Below are 19062 nucleotides of genomic sequence, written 5' to 3'. Positions count from 1 at the left end.
CCGCCAACAAAAGTGAAGCGCGGGGCGGTTGACAAGCAGGCAGGCATGATCCACCTGAAAGGCACGATTTTCAAAGGGTCCAAGAGCTCTCTTCATGTCTTCAGCCACGGATTTTGATCCGAAACCGCGCCGCTCTTCCGTTGCCGTCGATGTCGGCGGAGTGATTGTCGGAGGCGGCGCGCCTGTTGTCGTACAGTCGATGACCAATACCGATACCGCCGATATCGACGGAACGGTGGCGCAGGTCGCCGCGCTGTTCAAGGCCGGTTCGGAGATGGTCCGCATCACCGTCGACCGCGACGAAAGTGCCGCCGCTGTTCCGAAGATACGCGAGCGCCTGCTGCGTCTTGGCATGGACGTGCCGCTGATCGGCGACTTTCATTATATCGGCCACAAGCTGCTTGCCGATCATCCCGCCTGTGCCGAAGCCTTGGCGAAATATCGCATCAACCCGGGCAATGTCGGCTTCAAGGACAAGAAGGACAAGCAGTTCGCCGAGATCATCGAGATGGCGATCCGCTACGACAAGCCGGTACGCATCGGTGTCAACTGGGGTTCGCTCGATCAGGATCTGCTGACGGCGCTGATGGACCAGAATGCCGAGGCGGGCTCGCCGCTTTCGGCACGCCAGGTGACCCGCGAGGCGATCGTTCAGTCGGCGTTGATCTCGGCCAATCTCGCCGAAGAGATCGGCCTGCCGCGCAACCGCATTATTCTGTCTGCCAAGGTCAGCCAGGTACAGGATCTGATTGCTGTCTATTCGATGCTGTCGGAGCGCTCCGACCATGCCCTGCATCTCGGCCTCACCGAAGCCGGCATGGGCTCGAAGGGCATCGTCGCTTCGTCGGCCGCCATGGGCTATGTGCTGCAGCATGGTATCGGCGATACGATCCGCGTGTCGCTGACGCCGGAGCCGAATGGCGACCGGACGCGTGAAGTGCAGGTGGCGCAGGAGCTCTTGCAGGTCATGGGCTTCCGGCAATTCATTCCTGTCGTTGCCGCCTGCCCCGGCTGTGGCCGCACGACGTCGACGGTCTTCCAGGAACTGGCGCAGAGCATTCAGAACGACATCCGCAAGAACATGCCGGTCTGGCGTGAGAAATATCCGGGCGTCGAGGCGCTGAACGTCGCCGTCATGGGCTGTATCGTCAATGGCCCCGGCGAGAGCAAGCACGCCGATATCGGCATTTCTCTTCCGGGCACCGGCGAGACGCCTGCCGCGCCCGTCTTCATTGACGGTGAGAAGGCGCTGACATTGCGCGGCCCGAATATCGCGGCCGATTTCGAGGCGCTGGTTGCCGACTATATCGAGAAGCGTTTCGGCCAGAAGACCGCGGCCGAGTAAGGAGCCAGCCGCTAGATGCGGCTGGTGAGGAGCCTCAGCCCGGCGAAGCAATAGAAGGCGGACATTGCGCCTTCAATCCAGCGGCGCAGGCTCCGGTAGACCTTCAGCGCATGCGGGGTCGAAAACAGCACCGCATATCCCATGAAGATTGCGAAGCCTGTCGTCAGGCAGATGGCGACGATGAGGACCGCGACCGAACCCGGTGCGCCCTGCGGCATGCCGAGCGCGATGATGGCGAGCCAGGCAAAGATCGCCTTCGGATTGGTGACGTGGATGCCGTAACCCTTCAGCAGCAGGGCGCGTGTCGAAAGCGGCGGCACATCCTTTGCCTGCGCAAGCTCATTGCCTGTTCGCATCGCCTTGAACGCCTTGTAGGCGAGATAGAGCAGGTAGAGCCCGCCGAAGACCTTCAGGATTTCCAGAGCGATCGCGTAAGTATGCAGCAGCGTTGCCAGGCCAAGTGCTGCGGCACAGGCCCAGGTGAAGGAGCCGCCGAAAATCCCCACGCTGATCGTCATTCCGGCCTTACGGCCCTGCGTCATCGAGGTCGCGACGATCGCCAGGATCGCGGGGCCGGGGCTGATGACCGCTATCACGTAAGCGATATAGGCGGGCATGATGGACGGGAGATAGGATAGCGTGTCGTGCATGGGGCTGCTCTTCGGCGGGAAAGCGTGAACCTGTCAGAGTTTTCGTCTGCTGTCACGCCGTCTTGAGATCACTTTCATTCAGAGCCGCTTTCAGGATGGCCTTCGCTGTCCAGCGCAGTGTTTTCTCGGCCTCATCCTGCTCGAGCTCGCAGATATCCCGCATCACCACGACGGATTCGATGCCGGTGACCAGCGACAGGGCATGGATGAGCTTGTCGAGCTGCTTCGAGGCTATGCGTCCCTGAAGCGGCGATAGTGCCTCCTTCAGCCACGGGATGCGCCGTCCGCCGCGGCGGACCTGCGATTGGCCGGTGACGGAATTGCCGAGCAGGGCCCGGAAGACACTCTCATTTCCGAGGATCATCCGGAAGATATCGGAGACCAGCTTGTCCGTTCGCGCTTCGGCTTCATTTACGCCAGCGCCTTGGGTGGCCGGTTCGATGCTGATGACATCAGCGACACCATCAAGCACCGCTTCGCGGATGATCTCGTCGGGCGTCGAGAAGTAGCGATAGGCGGTGGCGCGAGAAATCCCTGCCAGATCAGCAACATCGGCAACGGACGGGTGTCCCCCTCGCTCGACGATCTGCCGTGCGGCGCGCAGCAGTTCGCTGCGCGTACGGCGCTTCTGGTTCACACGCTCGAATCTTTTTTCTTGACTGTCCATTTTTACCTCATTATGAGACGAGTATCTCATTAAGAGTTGAGTGTATCACAAACGCCTGGGGGCACAAGTCAATGAATTCCATTCCGACAAAACCAGACCAATCGGCGGATACGCCGATGACCGTTCACTTCATCGGCAATATCCTGACCTTTCGCGCACGGTATGCCGATACGAAAGGCAGCTTCACCGTGATCGAAGTTTTTACCGCGCCGAATGCCGGCCCGCCGCCACACACGCAGACCGATCAGGAAGCGTTTCTCATTCTCGAGGGCCGCTATGAGATCATGGTCGGCAATGAGACAAAGATCTGCGGACCGGGTGAGTTCGTGCATGTCTCGCCGGGAACCATGCATGCCTTCCGCAACATTGACGACAAGCCGTCGAAGCTGCTGCTGATCAACTTTCCCGGTGATCTGCACGAAGAATTCTTCGTGGCTGTCGGCGAGCCGTTGCCGCCGGGAACGACGCAGTTTCCGCAAATGCCGCCGCCCGACATTCCGAAGATTGTCGAGACGGCCGCCCGCTTCGGCATCGATATCCCGCTCGCACCGGCAGCCTGAGGAAGGAGCGGATATGTTGATCGACAAGCTCCTGTCGTCGCCTGTCCTCGGCATACTCGCCCGTGTGCTGGTGACATTCGTCTTCTGGTCCAGCGGCCTTGCGAAGCTCTTCGACTTTGCCGGTGCCGTCGCCGAGATGGAAAAATATGGCGTGCTGCCGGCAGCGCCGATGGCTGCCCTGGTCATCATGGTTCAGCTCGGCGGTTCGGCGCTGGTGATTTCGGGCTGGAATGTCTGGCTGGGAGCCGGGGCGCTCGGCGTCTTCACGGCACTGACGATCCCGGTCGCGCATGCCTTCTGGACGATGACCGGTGAGGCCGCCTTCTTCGAGATGCTCTTTGCTATCGAGCATATCAGTGTCATCGGCGGGTTGATGGTTGTTGCCATCCTGCGGCGGCCGGTATCGGCTGAGGTAGGGCGCTTGGCAAAAGCGTAGATATCGGCGCCGGACTGCCCGGCGCTCTCAATCAGTTCTTGCGGTTGGCAACGAAGCGCGCGGTGGCGGCAAGCGTCGCTGCTGTGTCGCCGTAGGGCTCGAGCAGCGCCGTCGCGTCCTGGACGTGGCGGCGCAATTCCGTTTCTGCCCATTCGATACCGTTGAGGGCAACGAGTGTACCCTTGCCGCGGCCGGCATCCTTGCCAGTTGCCTTGCCCATGGTCTCGGCGTCCGAGGTGATGTCCAGCAGATCGTCGGCAAGCTGGAAGGCGAGGCCGATCTTTTCACCGAACGCCCGGAGGCGCTTGCGCTCGCCGTCTGCGGCGCCAGCAACGATCGCGCCGGCCTCGCAGGCGAAGCGGATCAGGGCGCCGGTTTTCATAGCCTGCAATGCAATGATGCCATCGGCGGAGGGCGCCTGCTTTTCCGCTGCCAGATCAAGTGCCTGGCCGCCGGCCATGCCGCCGAGGCCAGAGCCGCGGGCGAGCGCCAGGATCAGTGCGGTCTTGCGGGCGTCGGAAAGCGCGGTCTCTGGCGCTGCGATGATGTCGAAAGCGTAAGTCAGCAGGCTGTCGCCGGCCAGAATGGCGGTCGCTTCGTCGAAGGCGATGTGCACCGTCGGCTTGCCGCGGCGCAGATCGTCGTCGTCCATGGCTGGGAGATCGTCGTGAACAAGCGAATAGCAATGAACGCATTCAAGTGCTGCGCCGACGCGCAGCGCAGTCTCTCTGTCACCACCGAGCAGGAGAGCGCTTTCGATAACCAGGAAGGGACGCAGCCGCTTGCCGCCGTTCAGCACGGCGTAATGCATGGCGGCGCGCAGGCTTTCCGGCCGGGCGATCTCGTCGGACAGAACGTCTTTCGAAAGCAGCGCTTCCAGCAGCGCTTCGATCTCTCTGGCGTTGCTTTTCAACCGTTCGGAAAATGGGTCTGGACTGGCGTTCATGGCCGCTGTTTGGCATGAGCAAAGCCCGCGGCGCAACGGAATTGTAGATGGAGAGATCAAGATTTCCGTTGTGCTCTGGCCTTGGCCTTTCTCAGACGGTATGGAGGACGCAGGGAACAGGTCTGGGCTAGACGTTGGATATAACGCCGGAGAGAGAGGAAAGCATCGCCATGCCGGCTCATCGGCGGATGTATGCATGGCTGCGCGGCCGCTCGCTGCCTGCCCGCATCGTGCTTGGCATCCTGGCTCTCTGCGTCCTGCCTTATGCGCTGATCATTCTCTATCTTATTCCCTTCATTCATCCGGTCTCAACGCTGATGCTGCGCGATCTCGTCCTTTTGCGCGGCTACGATCGCCAATGGGTGTCGCTGGACGATATCTCACCGGCGCTAGTGCAGTCGGTGATGATGTCCGAGGACGGGCAGTATTGCTTCCATGGTGGTGTCGATTGGGGTGAGATGCGGATGCTGATCGAAGATACGCTGGACGGCGCCTCGACGCGCGGCGGCAGCACGATCCCAATGCAGACGGCAAAGAACCTGTTTCTCTGGAACAGCCGCTCCTTTGTGCGCAAAGGTCTTGAGCTGCCCCTGGCGGTCGCCTCCGATTTCGTCTGGACCAAGCGGCGGCTGATGGAAATCTATCTGAATATCGCCGAATGGGGGCCGGGTATCTACGGTATCGAGGCGGCGGCGCGTTACCATTTCAAGGTTCCGGCGTCCAAGCTGTCACGCCGCCAGGCGGCGCTGCTGGCCGTCTCGCTGCCCAACCCGATCGACCGCAATGCCGGCAAGCCCGGCCGCGGCCTGAGGCGGCTTGCGGCGGTGATCGAGCGCCGCGCCCAGGGTGCCGGCGATTACATCAGATGCATTTATGATTGAGCTGCGAATAATTCATTGGTGAGCCGCCGCAGTGGCCGGTAGATAGAGCTGAAACAGCACGGATCGGCTCATGAACAAGCTCACGCTCTATATCGGCAACAAGAACTATTCTTCCTGGTCCTTCCGGCCGTGGATCGCCATGGAGGCAGCGGGCATTCCCTTCGAGGAAGTTCTCACTCCCTTCGATTTCGAAGCGGGCAATCCGCGCTTCAAGGAATTTTCGCCAACCGGCCGCGTTCCCGCGCTGCATCATGGTGACGTCCGCGTCTGGGAATCGCTCTCGATCATCGAGTATGTTGCCGAACTCTATCCCGAAGCCGGGCTGTGGCCGAAGGATCGTGCGAAGCGAGCCGCCGCCCGCTCCGTTTCGATGGAGATGCTCTCCGGGTTCCGTGCCATTCGGAATGCCTGCCCGATGAACATTCGCCGTCCGAAAGGCAAGATTGCGCTTGCCGATGGCGTGATGGCCGACGTCCTGCGTATCGAGACGATCTTTCGGGAGTTGCGGGAGCAATCCGGTGGACCGTTCCTGTTTGGGAGTTTTTCGGCTGCCGATGCAATGTTTGCGCCTGTCGTCAATCGCTTCGATGTCTATGACCTCGTGACATCCGGCGATACGCTGAGCTATATGGCGGCCGTCAAGGCGCATCCCGCCTGGCGGAGGTGGGAAGAGGCTGCGCGCGCCGAACCGTGGATCGTGCCGCACGATGAGGTTTGAACGGGAATCAAAGGATTCTCAAAAAATCTGTTTAGGGACTGGTCAAGGCCGTTTATCGCATGTATAAGCGCGCAAAATTTCCGAAATCGCGACATGTCGTTTCGGCCGCCAGTCTGGCCGAAAATGTGTTGCCCGTGAAGTGGAGTACGAGAAATGGCTGTACCGAAGAGAAAAACGAGCCCGTCCAAGCGCGGTATGCGCCGTTCTGCAGACGCACTGAAGGCTTCGACCTATGTTGAAGACAAGAACTCCGGCGAGCTGCGCCGTCCGCACCATATCGATCTGAAGACCGGTATGTATCGCGGCCGTCAGGTTCTGACGCCAAAGGAAAGCGCATAAGCTTTCCTGTTTCTGGTTTTCCAGATTGAAAGACCGGCTTTCAGCCGGTCTTTTTGCGTTTGCGCACCACGATATTCGCAATTGTCTTGAAGTGGGACGGCGATCTACGGCAGTATTCCCTGAATAGAGGGAGAACAGACCGAGATGCTTGGTGCAATGCCGCTGATGATCATTCCATTTATTCTTTACAACATGGCAATGCTCGGCCTGATGGGAAGCGGCGGTATTCCCGCGCTTCAGCACGACATCATGGTTTTGTCGATGATCTCAGGCGCGATCTGGAGCATGTCGCTCGGCGATCTCTTCATCGTCATCGCGCTTGTGGTGCTATTCTTCGAGATATTGAAGGCGACGCGTAACGGCTCAGGCAGCCTGATCAATCACATGCTGTCGATGCTGGTCTTCATCGCCTTCCTGGTCGAGTTTCTGCTCGTCCAGGATGCGGCAACCCAGGTGTTCTTCATCTTGATGACGATTGCGCTGATCGATGTGATCGGCGGCTTTGCCGTCTCGATCCGCACCGCGGGGCGAGACGTCTCGATCGGGCTTTAGAGCGTTTCCTCGAAACGCCCGGAGATCAGAGATTGTCCAGCTTGTTCTGAAGCGCCCTCAGCTGTTCCTTCAGCTCGTCGATGTCCTTGGCTTCAGCCTTCTTGGTCTCCTTGGCAGGAGGGGTCATGAAGGGCGAAAACATCTGCATCGCCTGCTGGAACATCTCGGTGTTGCGGCGCACCTGCTCCTCGACCATCTGCATCGGAAGTTGCAGGTTCTTGCCGATCGGCGTTTCGCCGAAGGCGCGGGTCACCTGCTCGCGCATCTGCGATTGCTGCTCGGTGAAGGCCTTCATAGAGTGTTCGAGAAAGCTCGGAACGACCATCTGCATCTGATCGCCATAATAGGTGATCAGCTGTCGAAGGAAGGAAATCGGCAGCAGCGTGTTGCCGGTCTTCGATTCCTGCTCGAAAATAATCTGGGTCAATACCGAGTGGGTGATATCATCGCCGGACTTGGCATCCTGGACCGTGAAGTCCTCGCCCTTCTTCACCATCTCCGCCAGGTCTTCCAGCGTCACATAGGTGCTGGTGCCCGTGTTATAGAGTCGGCGATTGGCGTATTTCTTGATGACTATCTGACCCTCATTCTTCGCCATATCAGTCTCCTGAACCCCGTCTGATGATGTGGAAATTCCTCCAATATCGAATGTAGACGCAAAAGAACGCCGGTGACAATCTCTTTGTGCGATGCGGCAACCCCTTTTATTCCCGTCATAATTCGCGTCTTCGTAAGTGCGGGCTAAAATTGCCATATGACGGTCTTGGCGTTTGACTCGGGCTAAAAGCTTTGCCAGTTTCGACCTATATAAAGTGCTGAAACGCGAGGAGGCTTTCCATGAGCAACACGTCCATCGTCATCGCCAGCGCAGCCCGCACAGCGGTCGGCTCTTTCAACGGCGCCTTTGCCACAGTCCCTGCACACGAACTCGGAGCAACGGCCATCAAGGGTGCGCTCGAGCGCGCCGGCGTCGATGCCGCAGAGGTGGACGAGGTCATTCTCGGCCAGGTCCTGCAGGCTGGTGAGGGTCAGAACCCGGCGCGTCAGGCAGCGATGAAGGCGGGTGTTCCCAAGGAAGCGACGGCCTGGAGTGTCAATCAGCTGTGTGGTTCCGGATTGCGCGCTGTTGCGCTCGGCATGCAGCAGATCGCAACCGGAGATGCAAAGATCATTGTCGCCGGCGGCCAGGAATCGATGTCGATGGCGCCGCATGCTGCGCATCTTCGCGGCGGCACCAAGATGGGCGACATGAAGATGATCGACACGATGATCAAGGACGGCCTCACAGACGCTTTCTACGGCTATCACATGGGGATCACGGCGGAAAACATCGCCCGCCAGTGGCAGCTTTCGCGCGACGAGCAGGACCAGTTCGCGGTTTCCTCGCAGAACAAGGCGGAGGCCGCGCAGAAGGCCGGCCGCTTCAAGGATGAGATTGTTCCTTTCGTCATCCAGGGCCGCAAGGGTGACGTGACCGTCGATGCCGACGAGTATATCCGCCACGGTGCAACGATCGAGGCGATGACCAAGCTTCGCCCGGCTTTCGACAAGGACGGGACGGTAACTGCCGCCAACGCATCCGGTCTCAACGACGGTGCCGCCGCAACTGTTCTGATGACCGAAGCGGAGGCTGTGCGCCGCGGTATCCAGCCGCTCGTGCGCATCGTTTCCTGGGCAACCGCGGGTGTCGATCCGCAGGTCATGGGCACAGGCCCGATCCCGGCATCGCGCAAGGCGCTTGAGAAAGCAGGCTGGTCGGTCGGCGATCTCGATCTGGTGGAGGCCAACGAGGCCTTCGCGGCACAGGCTTGTGCCGTCAACCGTGATCTCGGCTGGGATCCGGCGATCGTCAACGTCAATGGCGGCGCGATCGCCATCGGCCATCCGATCGGTGCGTCCGGTGCCCGCGTTCTGAATACGCTGGTTTTTGAAATGAAACGCCGCGGCGCCAAAAAAGGATTGGCAACACTCTGCATCGGCGGCGGCATGGGCGTCGCGATGTGCCTCGAAGCACTTTAAATAGCATGCGATCCATGTCTTAATGACGGGATCGAAGGCGATAACAAGGGGAGCGAAACATGAGCAGAGTGGCTTTGGTCACCGGTGGCACACGTGGCATCGGTGCAGCAATTTCGGTGGCGCTCAAGAACGCCGGTTACAAGGTGGCGGCGAACTACGCCGGCAACGAAGAGAAGGCCAAGGCCTTTCATGACCTAACCGGCGTCCCGGTCTTCAAGTGGGACGTTTCCGACTATGCCGCTTGCGGCGAGGGCATCGCCAAGGTGGAGGCCGAGCTCGGCCCCATCGACGTTCTGATCAACAACGCCGGTATCACCCGCGACGCGATGTTTCACAAGATGACCCCACAGCAGTGGCATGAGGTCGTCAACACCAACCTCACCGGTCTCTTCAACATGACCCACCAGGTCTGGGGCGGCATGCGTGACCGCAGCTTCGGCCGTATCGTCAATATCTCGTCGATCAATGGCCAGAAAGGCCAGATGGGACAGGTCAACTATTCAGCTGCCAAGGCCGGCGATCTCGGCTTCACCAAGGCGCTGGCGCAAGAGGGTGCGGCGAAGAACATCACGGTCAACGCCGTCTGCCCCGGTTATATCGGCACGGAGATGGTTCTTGCGGTTCCGGAAAAGGTGCTGAACGAGCGGATCATCCCGCAGATCCCGGTTGGCCGTCTTGGCGAGCCTGAAGAAATCGCGCGTTGTGTGGTGTTCCTGGCCTCGGATGACGCCGGGTTCATCACCGGCTCGACGCTGACGGCGAATGGCGGGCAGTTTTTCGTCTAGAGGCGCCCTGAGCTTCCGGGAGTTCACTCACCGGGATCTAGCGCAACGGTTGAAACAAAAACGGGCGCCAAGGCGCCCGTTTTCAAGAGATCAGTCTATTGTTAGCAGCGAACGCGGCGCGTTGAGCCGTTCGAGTAGGCTACGTAGCAACCGTAGCGGTCACGATAGACGCGCTGGCCCGAATAGCGGCCATTGCGCTGATCGACCGAGTTACCGACTGCAGCGCCAACCAGGCCGCCTGCAACGGCGCCGACGGCTGCGCCGCCCCAGCTGTTGGAAACCGCACCGCCAATAAGGGCGCCAGAGCCAGCGCCGATTGCGGTGCCCTGCTCAGTTGCCGTGCACGATGCAAGCGCACCCACGAGTGCTGCAACGAGAACAACCTTCTTCATCATGACTTACAACTCCCCAGTTACATGGCCTTTAGATGCGGCCCATCAGGACAAGGATAATGATAATGACGAGAACTAGCCCCAAACCGCCAGAAGGTCCATAGCCCCAAGCGCGGCTGTAACCCCAATTCGGCAGAGCGCCGATCAAAAGCAGAATAAGGATAATAAGAAGTATCGTACTGAGCATGTTTTCTGTCCTTCAACTCACCGCGAGTTACGAATGGACAATAAACACGGTAGCCGGGTTTTTGTTCCCGGCTAAACTTATGTGCGTGCAATTTCAGGATGGAGTTTTCTTGATGGTGCCGGAACTTATATTCTACGGGACGGTATAAACGCGTCAGGCTCAAAAAGGTTCCGCTGTTCCGCAGAAAATTTTAACGAAACATCAAACTCAGGGCGGAAAGTGTTAATGGCGCCCGATTTTCAATGCTGATCCTGCAATCAAGGAGGCTGCATATAGCGCCCGTTCGCGCAGTTCATCAATATGCAGTGGCGAACAAAAGCGGAATTTGCGGCTGTCGGCGATTCGTCTGTGATTCGTTCCGGCTTTGACCCGAAGGTTAATTCAGTGGTTTTCGGGTTTTCCGTCTTTGCGGTTGACGCCGGATGAAAATAGGCCATCCAAGTTCGCCTGCTGCAAATTGCCGGATTCCGGTGATTCAGCATCTAGTGGGAAAAGCTGATTCAAAACCAATACTTAGCCGTGAACAAAAGCTGAATCACCGCGAGTCTGCGATTCGTCTCTGATTCGTTCTCAAGCTGTTCCGAATCTCAAAACAGAGGCTTAGCGCCGCTTGTTGAATCAAATTAGCAGAGCATTCGCATCATCCGGCTCTTGCGTTTGCCGGTTGCCCTGTCCATGTGTTGTCTGCTGACTTGACCCCGGGGCTCCCCGCCTCACTTGCATGGACCATGACACTGAATTCGCAGCCGATGATACTGAGTGGGCGCGGTGTGACCGCGGTGCTCGGGCCGACCAATACCGGCAAGACGCATTACGCCATCGAGCGCATGGTCGCGCATGGCACCGGCGTGATCGGGCTGCCGCTGCGCCTTCTGGCGCGAGAGGTCTATAGCCGGGTCGTCGAAAAGGTCGGTGTGCACAATGTCGCGCTGGTCACGGGCGAGGAAAAGATTTCTCCGCCCAATGCGCGCTTTTCGGTCTGCACAGTCGAGGCGATGCCGCGGGAAACCAAGGCGGCCTTTGTCGCGATCGACGAAGTGCAACTGGCCGGAGATCTCGAGCGCGGGCATATCTTCACCGACCGCATTCTACATTTGCGCGGGCGCGACGAGACGCTGCTGCTTGGCGCCGGCACGATGCGCCCCATTCTCCAGCAGCTGTTGCCTGGTATTACCGTCATCGAGAGGCCGAGACTGTCGCAGCTGCTCTATGCCGGGCAGAAGAAGATTACCCGGCTGCCGCAGCGCTCGGCGATCGTCGCCTTCTCGGCTGACGAAGTTTACGCCATCGCCGAGCTGATCCGGCGCCAACGCGGCGGCGCGGCCGTCGTGCTTGGCGCGCTCAGCCCGCGGACGCGCAATGCGCAAGTGGCGCTCTATCAGGCGGGCGATGTCGAATATCTGGTCGCCACCGATGCGATCGGCATGGGGCTCAATCTCGACGTCGATCATGTCGCCTTCGCGCAAGACCGGAAATTCGACGGCTACCAGTTCCGCAATCTCAATCCCGCAGAACTTGGCCAGATCGCCGGGCGTGCCGGCCGCCATGTTCGCGATGGCACCTTCGGCGTCACCGGGCAGGTCGCACCTTTTGATGATGAACTGGTGCAGCGGATCGAGGCGCACGAGTTCGACAACGTCAAGGTTCTGCAGTGGCGGACCAAGGAATTCGACTTCGCCTCGATACAATCGCTGCGCGCAAGCCTGGAAAAGCCGCCGAGCGTCCAGGGGCTGACGCGATCCCTGCCTTCGGTCGATCAGCAGGCGCTGGAACATCTTTCACGATATCCGGAAATTATTGATCTTGCGACCAAGCCGGAAAGGGTTGAAAAGCTCTGGGAAGCTTGTGCGCTGCCCGATTACCGGCGTATTGCACCGGCCCAGCATGCCGATCTGATCTCGACCCTCTTTTCTGATCTCGTCCGCCGTGGCACGGTGAACGAAGATTTCCTCGCGGAGCAGGTGCATCGTGCGGACCGGACGGACGGTGAAATCGACACGCTTTCGGCGCGAATCGCGCAGATAAGAACCTGGACCTATGTGTCGAACCGGCCCGGTTGGCTTGCCGATCCGACACACTGGCAGGAAAAGACGCGGGAAATCGAAGATCGATTGTCCGATGCGTTACATGAAAGGTTGACGAAACGCTTTGTTGATCGCAGGACATCTGTGCTCATGAAGCGCCTGAGAGAGAATGCGATGCTGGAAGCTGAAATCAGTGTGAATGGTGATGTCTTCGTGGAGGGACATCATGTGGGTCAGTTGAGCGGTTTCCGCTTCACGCCCATCGGTGGAACGGATGGACCGGACGCCAAGGCCGTACAGGCTGCTTCACAAAAGGCGCTTGCTCTGGAATTCGAAGCGCGCGCTGCGCGCATGCATGCTGCCGGCAATGGCGATCTGGCGATCAGCGCCGATGGCCTTGTGCGCTGGCTCGGCGATCCCGTGGCGCGGCTTTCGGGCAGCGACCACATAATGCGGCCGCGGGTGATCCTGCTTGCCGACGAACAGTTGACCGGAAATGCGCGCGATCATGTCGCCGCCCGCGTCGAGCGCTTCGTCAATCATCACATCAGCACGGTGCTGAAGCCGCTCGACGATCTGTCGCGCGCTGAAGACCTGCAGGGCCTGGCAAAGGGTCTGGCGTTCCAGCTCGTCGAGAATCTCGGCGTACTGTTCCGCCGCGACGTCGCCGACGACGTCAAGTCGCTGGATCAGGATGGCCGTGCCTCGATGCGCCGCTACGGCGTGCGGTTTGGCGCTTACCACATCTTCGTTCCGGCACTTCTGAAGCCGGCGCCTGCCGAATTGATCACGCTCCTCTGGGCGCTGAAGAACGACGGTCTCGACAAGCCTGGCTATGGTGACCTCATTCCGGTTCTGGCCGCTGGCCGTACGTCTGTCGTCACCGATCCGAGCTTCGAGCGCACCTTCTACAAGCTTGCCGGTTTCCGTTTCCTCGGGAAGCGGGCTGTTCGTATCGATATTCTAGAGCGGCTTGCCGATATCATCCGTCCGCTGCTGCAGTGGAAGCCGGGTCAGGCAAACCGTCCCGAGGGTGCCTATGACGGCCGCCGCTTTACGACAACGACCGCAATGCTCTCCATCCTCGGCGCGACGCTCGAGGACATGGAAGAGATCCTCAAGGGTCTCGGTTACCGTGCGGATGCCGTGAAGGCCGAAGAGGCTGCCGCCCATCTTGCCACGCAAGATGCGTCGGATGCACCGGCCGCGAGCGAGGCACCAGCCGAAGAAGCATCCGACAAGGCCGATCACGACGATGCGGATGGTGCTGAGGAAGCACCTGCAGAAGCACCCGCTGCCGAAGCGCCTGCTGAAGCTGCCGAAGTGACGGCCGAAAGCGGCGAACCGCAGGAGCCGAAGCCGGTTCTGCTGTGGCGCCTCGGCGGCCGCAACGACAACCAGCGCCCGGTGCGCAACCACGGCGAACGCCGCGGCGGCGAGCGCCAGCAGGGCAACCGTCGTCAGGGCGGCGCGACCGAAGGCGCTGAAGGCAACAACCGCGGCGAAGGCAATCGCGAAGGCCGCGATGGCAACCGCCAGCAGCGCGGCCGCGATGGCGGCAAGCCGCATCAGGGCCGTGGCGATCGCAACGAACAGCGTGGCGACCGTCAGGATCGTGGTGACCGGAAGGATCGCAACGACCGCAACAACAACCGTGGCGGCGCCCAGCCGCTGCGCTTCGAGGCCAAGCCGCCGCGCAAGGAAAAGCCGATCGATCCGGATTCGCCCTTCGCCAAGCTCGCTGCCTTGAAGGAGCAGATGAAGAAGTAATCGATGGGCGGGGAGACACAGCCAGCAAGCGGTTCGCGCCAGCGCATCGACAAATGGCTGTTCTTCACGCGCATGGTGAAATCCCGCTCATTGGCGCAAAGCCATGTTCAATCCGGGCACGTTCGCATCAACGGCGAGCGTGCCATCCAGCCCAGTCAGACAGTCAAGGCGGGCGATCGCGTCGAGCTGCAACTCGATCGCCGGGACGTCGTCCTCCTTGTCAAACTGCCGGGCGAGCGGCGGGGGCCTTTCGAAGAGGCGCAGCGCCTTTACGAGAACATCACGCCGCCTGAAGATGAGACGAAACGTCTCACCGCCTACGAGCAGGCGATCCGCGGCGCGGGGGCAGGACGGCCGACAAAGAAAGAGCGGCGGGCAATCGACAGGCTCCAGTCGGGCGAGGATTAGAAAACTCTGTCTGCGCCGCCGGTTTTTGAAGATGGATAATCCTTGAAATCAGGCTGTAAAGCCGATACGTCACAATCAACTCGCCGGACTGCGTTCTTGCCTCCCAAGCCAGTCAACGCTGCTCCTCCGGCACAGGGAAAGACGCGACGTTCCAGGTTCGTCTCCCCGCTCGCGTGAAATCCTGGAGTTTTTCATGACCTATGTCGTGACCGACAATTGCATTCGCTGCAAATATACCGACTGCGTGGAAGTCTGCCCGGTCGATTGCTTCTATGAAGGCGAAAATTTCCTCGTCATCCATCCCGACGAATGCATCGACTGCGGCGTCTGCGAACCCGAATGTCCTGCCGAGGCGATCAAGCCGGATACCGAACCGGGTCTCGACAAATGGCTCAAGATCAACGCTGAATATGCCAGCGTCTGGCCCAATATTACCGTCAAAAAGGACTCGATGCCCGAGGCCAAGGAAATGGACGGCGAGACCGGCAAATTCGAGAAGTATTTCTCCGAAAAGCCCGGCGCGGGCGATTGAGTTCAAGCTACTGAAATCCGCCTGAAATCGGGTTCAGAAGGCGCTTAAACGTTTCAAGTGATGCTTCACTAATATGTGAGCCATGTGTTGCCCGCATGACTCACACGCACCAAATTATTGATTTCCTCATATTTTTGTGATAGGTTCTAGAGACTGACCCATTTGAGGCACGAGGCGTGCCCAAAACCATCACGAAAGCAAATTAAATCCGTACGCGGTTTCCGTGACATATCAACGAGTTGAGCTGTCCGATCGTTAATCGCGTGCACGAATTTCTTTGCTTATGTCTGGTGGGACCAGAGTGAAGTCACCCGACGGGAATTCTACCGTCTCATCCGGGCCTGACTGACCCGGCTCCGGCCGCCGCCGGAAGCGTAACAGGGAGTTTTTGATTAGTATGACGACCCAGCAGAAAAAACCTTCAGCAGCTCGCCACGGCTTCAAGACCGGTGAATCGATCGTGTACCCCGCTCATGGCGTCGGTACCATCACCGCTATCGAAGAGCAAGAAGTTGCCGGCATGAAGCTCGAACTTTTCGTTATCGATTTCGAAAAGGACAAGATGCGTCTGAAGGTTCCGGTCGCAAAGGCGATGAGCATCGGCATGCGCAAGCTGTCGGAAACCGACTTCGTTGAGCGCGCGCTCAAGGTTGTGCAGGGCAAGGCTCGTGTCAAGCGTACCATGTGGTCCCGCCGTGCGCAGGAATATGATGCCAAGATCAATTCCGGCGACCTGATTTCCATCGCAGAAGTCGTGCGCGATCTCTATCGTGCCGAAAACCAGCCGGAGCAGTCCTATTCCGAGCGTCAGCTGTATGAAGCTGCCCTCGACCGTATGGCTCGCGAAATCGCTGCCGTGAACAAGATGTCGGAAACGGAAGCCGTCCGTCTCGTCGAGACCAACCTCAACAAGGGTCCGAAGCGCGGCAAGGCAATCGAAGAAGACGACTCCCAGGACGAAGCCGCATAATAGCACTTTGTTTTTCCTTGCAAAAAACCCGGCCTTCGAGCCGGGTTTTTTCTTGGAACTTTTTCCGCGCTGCCGCGTTTAGATCTCGTAAGTGCGGACAAAAAACCGGTGGAGCCCACCGTTCGTCCGCTGGTTTGAACGCTGGACGAGGAGTGGGTCATGGCTTCCACATTTTGCCGGAACGGCAACTTGAAGAATCAGATCCTGCCTGACCGTCTGACCGGTACTTGTTGAAGAGATAGGGCCTCCTCCTGAAAAGTCCAGGAGAGAGGCCTTTTGCATTCGAGAGCTGAATTTGATCCGGGCGGCCACGTTCCGGAAACGAACCTTCGTTGTTTTTTGTTTGGGCGCGAGGCCTGATTTTAGGAGACCGATATGAGGAACATGTCTGCAGACCGGCGCATGATCAAAATTGCGATGGCGGCTCCCTATCTTGCCCGCGAGGAAGAGCATCAGCTGGCGATCCGCTGGAAGGACAATGACGACCGCGGCGCGCGCAACCAGATCGCCATGGCGCATATGCGTCTTGTCATCTCCATGGCCGGCAAGTTCCGCAATTTCGGCCTGCCGATGAGCGACCTCGTGCAGGAAGGGTATGTCGGTCTGCTTGAAGCTGCAGCGCGGTTCGAGCCCGAACGCGAAGTGCGGTTTTCGACCTATGCCAGCTGGTGGATCCGTGCCTCCATTCAGGATTATATCCTGCGAAACTGGTCGATCGTTCGCGGCGGCACAAGCTCAGCGCAGAAGGCGCTGTTCTTCAATCTTCGCCGGTTGCGCGCCAAGCTGGCGCGTGGCGACACCCAGCTGACCGTGCAGTCGATCCATCAGGAAATCGCTGCTGCACTCGGCGTCAGCCTTGCGGACGTCCAGACGATGGATGCGCGGCTCTCCAGCAACGATGCGTCGTTGCAGGCGCCTTCGGTCTCCGGGGACGCCGATAGTGCCGAGAAGATGGATTTCCTCGTCAGCAACGAGCCACTGCCGGACGAGCAGGTGACGAACATGATCGACGGCGAGCGCCGCCGCGTCTGGCTGGCCTCGGCGCTGACGCATCTCAACGAGCGCGAGATGAAGATCATCAGCGCACGGCGCCTGGCAGAAGACGGAGCGACTCTTGAAGAGCTCGGCGCCGATCTCGGAATTTCGAAGGAACGGGTACGCCAGATCGAGAGCCGGGCAATGGAAAAGTTGCGCAGCGCGCTTGTCAGCGCCGATCCGCATATGGCCGCCTACGCCTGAAAGTAGTCTTTACTCCCAGAAGCACAGACTGGCCCGGTTCACACCGGGCCTTTTTTATTCGGCGATGATTTTCACACGGTCGCCGGGCGCTACGGACGCGCCCATCGGCAGGGCATTGATCAGCTTGAAAAGGTCGAGCTTGCGATCGGTGCCCATCATCCGGGCCGCGAGCGTGGTGATGTTGTCGCCGGCGCGTACCGTGACGACGCGGATGCGCAGCGGCTTCAGCGAGGACATCTCGTCCGGCGTCATGCGGCGGAAGCTCGCTCTCAGCACGTCGGCCGTCTGCTGCAGCGCTGTGCTGCCCTTCGGCACGGCCGTCAGGAAACGGAAGATCTGCTGGTTGTTGCGGATGACGGTTACGTCGAAATCCCAGCGATCTGCGCTGGCGCGGGCGGTTGCGGCTTCCATGCCGTTGATTGTCGTCGGCTGGATGGTCGACGGGTCGAGGCCTGTCACCCAGCCGCTCGAGATATAATTTGTCAGGCTCTGGTTGTTGCTGTCGGCCACGCCGTCGAAGCGGATCGCGACATCGCCCGGGCCGGTCGCCATGACGGCTTCAACCTTGTTGTCGATGGTGAAATCGGGCGGTACGTCGAAGCGGATGCCGAGGCCGCCATGCAGGAAGGTCTGGCCGCGCACATAGCCCTCTTCGGGGCTGTCGCCGTAGAGCAGGCCGTCGATGCCATCGAGATAATAGTCACGGCCCTTGTCGCCGACCTTGCCTTCCTGGCCGAAGGCGCGGGCGTGGTCACGCGCAAGTTCGATGCGCTGGGCCGAATTTGGGTGGCTCGACAGGAAGTCGAGGCTCTGGTCGGCGTCGGGATCGGCCGACATGAAGCGGCTGTAAGCGGCCATGCTGTCAAGGAAGCGTGCCGCCGAGTAGGGATCGTAGCCTGCCTCGCCCAGCATGCGCACGCCGATCACGTCGGCCTGCAGTTCCTGCTGGCGGGAGAAGGCGGCGAGACGCAGTTTGCCGCGGGCGAGCGCCTGCTTGCCGGCGATATCGCTCGACAGGACTTCGGCGACCACGCGGCTGGCTATGACTTCGGCCTCTTCGCGCTTCTGGCGCTCGATGCCGTGGTTTGCGGTCACGTGGCCCATCTCATGCGATAGCACGGCAGCGACTTCCGAAGCGTCGTTGGCGAGCGCCAGCAGGCCGCGAGTCACATAGAGATAGCCGCCCGGCAGCGCAAAGGCGTTGATCGCCGGCGAATTCAGAATGGTAATGCGATAGGACTGGCTCGGATTTTCGGAAACCGCCGTCAGGGCGCCGGCGATGCGGGCGACAAGCCGCTCGGTCTTGGCATCCTTGTATTCGCCGCCGTAGCTCGCAACGATGCGCGGATGCTCGCGCGCACCCATGGCAGCGCGCGGGTCGTTCTTCTGGACCTCATCGACGATCTGCGGATTGGACGAGGGGGAAACCGTCGGCTGGTAGGACTGTTCGATGATCGACTGACAGCCGTTGAGAGCCATGGCAGCAGCCGTCAAAAGCAGCGCATGCCGTCCCCGTTGACGCAAAGCGGATAGCACGTTCCTGGAAGGCGCGGGTCTCGTCCACGTCGTCATGCTGTCCAGTCTGGCTCTCCGAGTCATCTTGCTTTTCGGCCGGCTCGCCAAATGTTCGATCCGGCCACTT

General features: G+C 59.8%; 21 protein-coding genes. 14 read left to right on the top strand and 7 right to left on the bottom strand.

Annotated features, from left to right (window positions below; genetic code table 11):
* Nucleotides 1-94: 94 nt before the first annotated feature.
* Nucleotides 95-1345, top strand: coding sequence for a flavodoxin-dependent (E)-4-hydroxy-3-methylbut-2-enyl-diphosphate synthase (ispG, locus tag J2X43_RS19825; protein WP_310296488.1), 1251 nt, complete (start codon nt 95-97; stop codon nt 1343-1345).
* A gap of 11 nt (nt 1346-1356) precedes the next feature.
* Here the strand turns inward: ispG and J2X43_RS19820 are convergent, their stop codons facing one another.
* Both J2X43_RS19820 and J2X43_RS19815 read right to left on the bottom strand, forming a co-directional pair.
* Complete coding sequence (locus tag J2X43_RS19820) at nt 1357-1995, bottom strand: LysE family translocator (RefSeq protein ID WP_310296486.1); 639 nt, start codon at nt 1993-1995, stop codon at nt 1357-1359.
* Between the two features lie 52 nt (nt 1996-2047).
* Nucleotides 2048-2662 carry a TetR/AcrR family transcriptional regulator gene (locus tag J2X43_RS19815; RefSeq protein WP_310296484.1) on the bottom strand — a complete coding sequence of 205 codons (615 nt, stop codon included), beginning with the start codon at nt 2660-2662 and terminating at the stop codon, nt 2048-2050.
* A gap of 116 nt (nt 2663-2778) precedes the next feature.
* On the opposite strand from J2X43_RS19815, the gene J2X43_RS19810 reads away from it, so the two are divergent.
* Together J2X43_RS19810 and J2X43_RS19805 are read left to right on the top strand one after the other, a co-directional pair.
* A complete protein-coding gene (locus J2X43_RS19810; RefSeq protein ID WP_310296483.1) occupies nt 2779-3222 on the top strand; it encodes a cupin domain-containing protein in 444 nt (147 codons plus the stop codon).
* Between the two features lie 13 nt (nt 3223-3235).
* Nucleotides 3236-3658 (top strand): DoxX family protein, encoded by a 423-nt coding sequence (locus J2X43_RS19805; protein WP_310296481.1) that lies wholly within the window; start codon nt 3236-3238, stop codon nt 3656-3658.
* A 31-nt stretch (nt 3659-3689) separates the two neighbouring features.
* Here J2X43_RS19805 and J2X43_RS19800 read toward each other — a convergent pair whose 3' ends face one another.
* Nucleotides 3690-4604, bottom strand: coding sequence for a farnesyl diphosphate synthase (locus J2X43_RS19800; RefSeq protein WP_310296479.1), 915 nt, complete (start codon nt 4602-4604; stop codon nt 3690-3692).
* Nucleotides 4605-4738: 134 nt separating this feature from the next.
* On the opposite strand from J2X43_RS19800, the gene mtgA reads away from it, so the two are divergent.
* The 4 genes from mtgA (at nt 4739) to J2X43_RS19780 (ending at nt 7094) form a co-directional block, all read left to right on the top strand.
* Nucleotides 4739-5485 (top strand): monofunctional biosynthetic peptidoglycan transglycosylase, encoded by a 747-nt coding sequence (gene mtgA, locus J2X43_RS19795; RefSeq protein ID WP_310296477.1) that lies wholly within the window; start codon nt 4739-4741, stop codon nt 5483-5485.
* Between the two features lie 70 nt (nt 5486-5555).
* Nucleotides 5556-6203 carry a glutathione S-transferase family protein gene (locus tag J2X43_RS19790; RefSeq protein ID WP_310296475.1) on the top strand — a complete coding sequence of 216 codons (648 nt, stop codon included), beginning with the start codon at nt 5556-5558 and terminating at the stop codon, nt 6201-6203.
* 153 nt (nt 6204-6356) lie between these two features.
* A complete protein-coding gene (rpmF, locus tag J2X43_RS19785; protein ID WP_006724402.1) occupies nt 6357-6542 on the top strand; it encodes a 50S ribosomal protein L32 in 186 nt (61 codons plus the stop codon).
* 144 nt (nt 6543-6686) lie between these two features.
* The gene (locus tag J2X43_RS19780; protein WP_310296473.1) at nt 6687-7094 is read left to right on the top strand and encodes a hypothetical protein; all 408 of its coding nucleotides are present in this window, start codon (nt 6687-6689) and stop codon (nt 7092-7094) included.
* A gap of 25 nt (nt 7095-7119) precedes the next feature.
* On the opposite strand, the gene phaR is transcribed toward J2X43_RS19780, so the two are convergent.
* Entirely contained in the window at nt 7120-7692 is a 573-nt protein-coding gene (gene phaR, locus J2X43_RS19775; protein WP_112385902.1) for a polyhydroxyalkanoate synthesis repressor PhaR, read from the bottom strand.
* A 239-nt stretch (nt 7693-7931) separates the two neighbouring features.
* On the opposite strand from phaR, the gene J2X43_RS19770 reads away from it, so the two are divergent.
* Nucleotides 7932-9113 (top strand): acetyl-CoA C-acetyltransferase, encoded by a 1182-nt coding sequence (locus J2X43_RS19770; RefSeq protein ID WP_310296471.1) that lies wholly within the window; start codon nt 7932-7934, stop codon nt 9111-9113.
* Between the two features lie 59 nt (nt 9114-9172).
* Nucleotides 9173-9898, top strand: a complete 726-nt coding sequence (locus J2X43_RS19765; RefSeq protein ID WP_310296470.1) for a beta-ketoacyl-ACP reductase — start codon at nt 9173-9175, stop codon at nt 9896-9898.
* A 101-nt stretch (nt 9899-9999) separates the two neighbouring features.
* Here the strand turns inward: J2X43_RS19765 and J2X43_RS19760 are convergent, their stop codons facing one another.
* Together J2X43_RS19760 and J2X43_RS19755 are read right to left on the bottom strand one after the other, a co-directional pair.
* Entirely contained in the window at nt 10000-10293 is a 294-nt protein-coding gene (locus tag J2X43_RS19760; protein ID WP_112385899.1) for a YMGG-like glycine zipper-containing protein, read from the bottom strand.
* 28 nt (nt 10294-10321) lie between these two features.
* Nucleotides 10322-10477: a DUF3309 family protein gene (locus tag J2X43_RS19755; RefSeq protein WP_112385898.1), complete on the bottom strand. Its 156-nt coding sequence runs from the start codon at nt 10475-10477 to the stop codon at nt 10322-10324.
* Between the two features lie 728 nt (nt 10478-11205).
* Between J2X43_RS19755 and J2X43_RS19750 the strand changes: the two genes are divergently transcribed.
* From J2X43_RS19750 to J2X43_RS19730, 5 genes are all read left to right on the top strand, one after another.
* Nucleotides 11206-14271: a helicase-related protein gene (locus J2X43_RS19750; RefSeq protein ID WP_310296469.1), complete on the top strand. Its 3066-nt coding sequence runs from the start codon at nt 11206-11208 to the stop codon at nt 14269-14271.
* A gap of 3 nt (nt 14272-14274) precedes the next feature.
* Nucleotides 14275-14679, top strand: a complete 405-nt coding sequence (locus tag J2X43_RS19745; RefSeq protein ID WP_112540431.1) for an RNA-binding S4 domain-containing protein — start codon at nt 14275-14277, stop codon at nt 14677-14679.
* A gap of 193 nt (nt 14680-14872) precedes the next feature.
* Nucleotides 14873-15211, top strand: a complete 339-nt coding sequence (gene fdxA, locus J2X43_RS19740) for a ferredoxin FdxA (protein ID WP_310296467.1) — start codon at nt 14873-14875, stop codon at nt 15209-15211.
* A gap of 397 nt (nt 15212-15608) precedes the next feature.
* Complete coding sequence (locus tag J2X43_RS19735; protein WP_112385894.1) at nt 15609-16181, top strand: CarD family transcriptional regulator; 573 nt, start codon at nt 15609-15611, stop codon at nt 16179-16181.
* A 375-nt stretch (nt 16182-16556) separates the two neighbouring features.
* Nucleotides 16557-17420 carry an RNA polymerase factor sigma-32 gene (locus J2X43_RS19730; RefSeq protein ID WP_112385893.1) on the top strand — a complete coding sequence of 288 codons (864 nt, stop codon included), beginning with the start codon at nt 16557-16559 and terminating at the stop codon, nt 17418-17420.
* A gap of 54 nt (nt 17421-17474) precedes the next feature.
* Here J2X43_RS19730 and J2X43_RS19725 read toward each other — a convergent pair whose 3' ends face one another.
* Nucleotides 17475-19019: a M48 family metalloprotease gene (locus J2X43_RS19725; protein ID WP_310296464.1), complete on the bottom strand. Its 1545-nt coding sequence runs from the start codon at nt 19017-19019 to the stop codon at nt 17475-17477.
* Nucleotides 19020-19062 lie beyond the last annotated feature (43 nt).

The organism is Rhizobium sp. BE258, assembly GCF_031457345.1.
Lineage (GTDB): Bacteria > Pseudomonadota > Alphaproteobacteria > Rhizobiales > Rhizobiaceae > Rhizobium.
Note: the sequence above shows the minus strand (reverse complement) of the source record. Positions and strands in the feature narration are given on the sequence as shown.

Excerpts from the sequence above, each read along its gene's own strand:
- J2X43_RS19790 (WP_310296475.1), top strand. The coding sequence starts at position 5,556 with ATGAACAAGCTCACGCTCTATATCGGCAACAAGAACTATTCTTCCTGG.
- fdxA (WP_310296467.1), top strand. The coding sequence starts at position 14,873 with ATGACCTATGTCGTGACCGACAATTGCATTCGCTGCAAATATACCGAC.
- rpmF (WP_006724402.1), top strand. The coding sequence starts at position 6,357 with ATGGCTGTACCGAAGAGAAAAACGAGCCCGTCCAAGCGCGGTATGCGC.
- J2X43_RS19765 (WP_310296470.1), top strand. The coding sequence starts at position 9,173 with ATGAGCAGAGTGGCTTTGGTCACCGGTGGCACACGTGGCATCGGTGCA.
- J2X43_RS19800 (WP_310296479.1), bottom strand. The coding sequence starts at position 4,604 with ATGAACGCCAGTCCAGACCCATTTTCCGAACGGTTGAAAAGCAACGCC.
- J2X43_RS19730 (WP_112385893.1), top strand. The coding sequence starts at position 16,557 with ATGAGGAACATGTCTGCAGACCGGCGCATGATCAAAATTGCGATGGCG.
- J2X43_RS19760 (WP_112385899.1), bottom strand. The coding sequence starts at position 10,293 with ATGATGAAGAAGGTTGTTCTCGTTGCAGCACTCGTGGGTGCGCTTGCA.
- J2X43_RS19805 (WP_310296481.1), top strand. The coding sequence starts at position 3,236 with ATGTTGATCGACAAGCTCCTGTCGTCGCCTGTCCTCGGCATACTCGCC.
- phaR (WP_112385902.1), bottom strand. The coding sequence starts at position 7,692 with ATGGCGAAGAATGAGGGTCAGATAGTCATCAAGAAATACGCCAATCGC.
- J2X43_RS19750 (WP_310296469.1), top strand. The coding sequence starts at position 11,206 with ATGACACTGAATTCGCAGCCGATGATACTGAGTGGGCGCGGTGTGACC.
- J2X43_RS19745 (WP_112540431.1), top strand. The coding sequence starts at position 14,275 with ATGGGCGGGGAGACACAGCCAGCAAGCGGTTCGCGCCAGCGCATCGAC.
- J2X43_RS19735 (WP_112385894.1), top strand. The coding sequence starts at position 15,609 with ATGACGACCCAGCAGAAAAAACCTTCAGCAGCTCGCCACGGCTTCAAG.
- J2X43_RS19810 (WP_310296483.1), top strand. The coding sequence starts at position 2,779 with ATGACCGTTCACTTCATCGGCAATATCCTGACCTTTCGCGCACGGTAT.
- ispG (WP_310296488.1), top strand. The coding sequence starts at position 95 with ATGTCTTCAGCCACGGATTTTGATCCGAAACCGCGCCGCTCTTCCGTT.
- J2X43_RS19780 (WP_310296473.1), top strand. The coding sequence starts at position 6,687 with ATGCTTGGTGCAATGCCGCTGATGATCATTCCATTTATTCTTTACAAC.
- J2X43_RS19820 (WP_310296486.1), bottom strand. The coding sequence starts at position 1,995 with ATGCACGACACGCTATCCTATCTCCCGTCCATCATGCCCGCCTATATC.
- J2X43_RS19755 (WP_112385898.1), bottom strand. The coding sequence starts at position 10,477 with ATGCTCAGTACGATACTTCTTATTATCCTTATTCTGCTTTTGATCGGC.
- J2X43_RS19725 (WP_310296464.1), bottom strand. The coding sequence starts at position 19,019 with ATGACTCGGAGAGCCAGACTGGACAGCATGACGACGTGGACGAGACCC.
- J2X43_RS19815 (WP_310296484.1), bottom strand. The coding sequence starts at position 2,662 with ATGGACAGTCAAGAAAAAAGATTCGAGCGTGTGAACCAGAAGCGCCGT.
- J2X43_RS19770 (WP_310296471.1), top strand. The coding sequence starts at position 7,932 with ATGAGCAACACGTCCATCGTCATCGCCAGCGCAGCCCGCACAGCGGTC.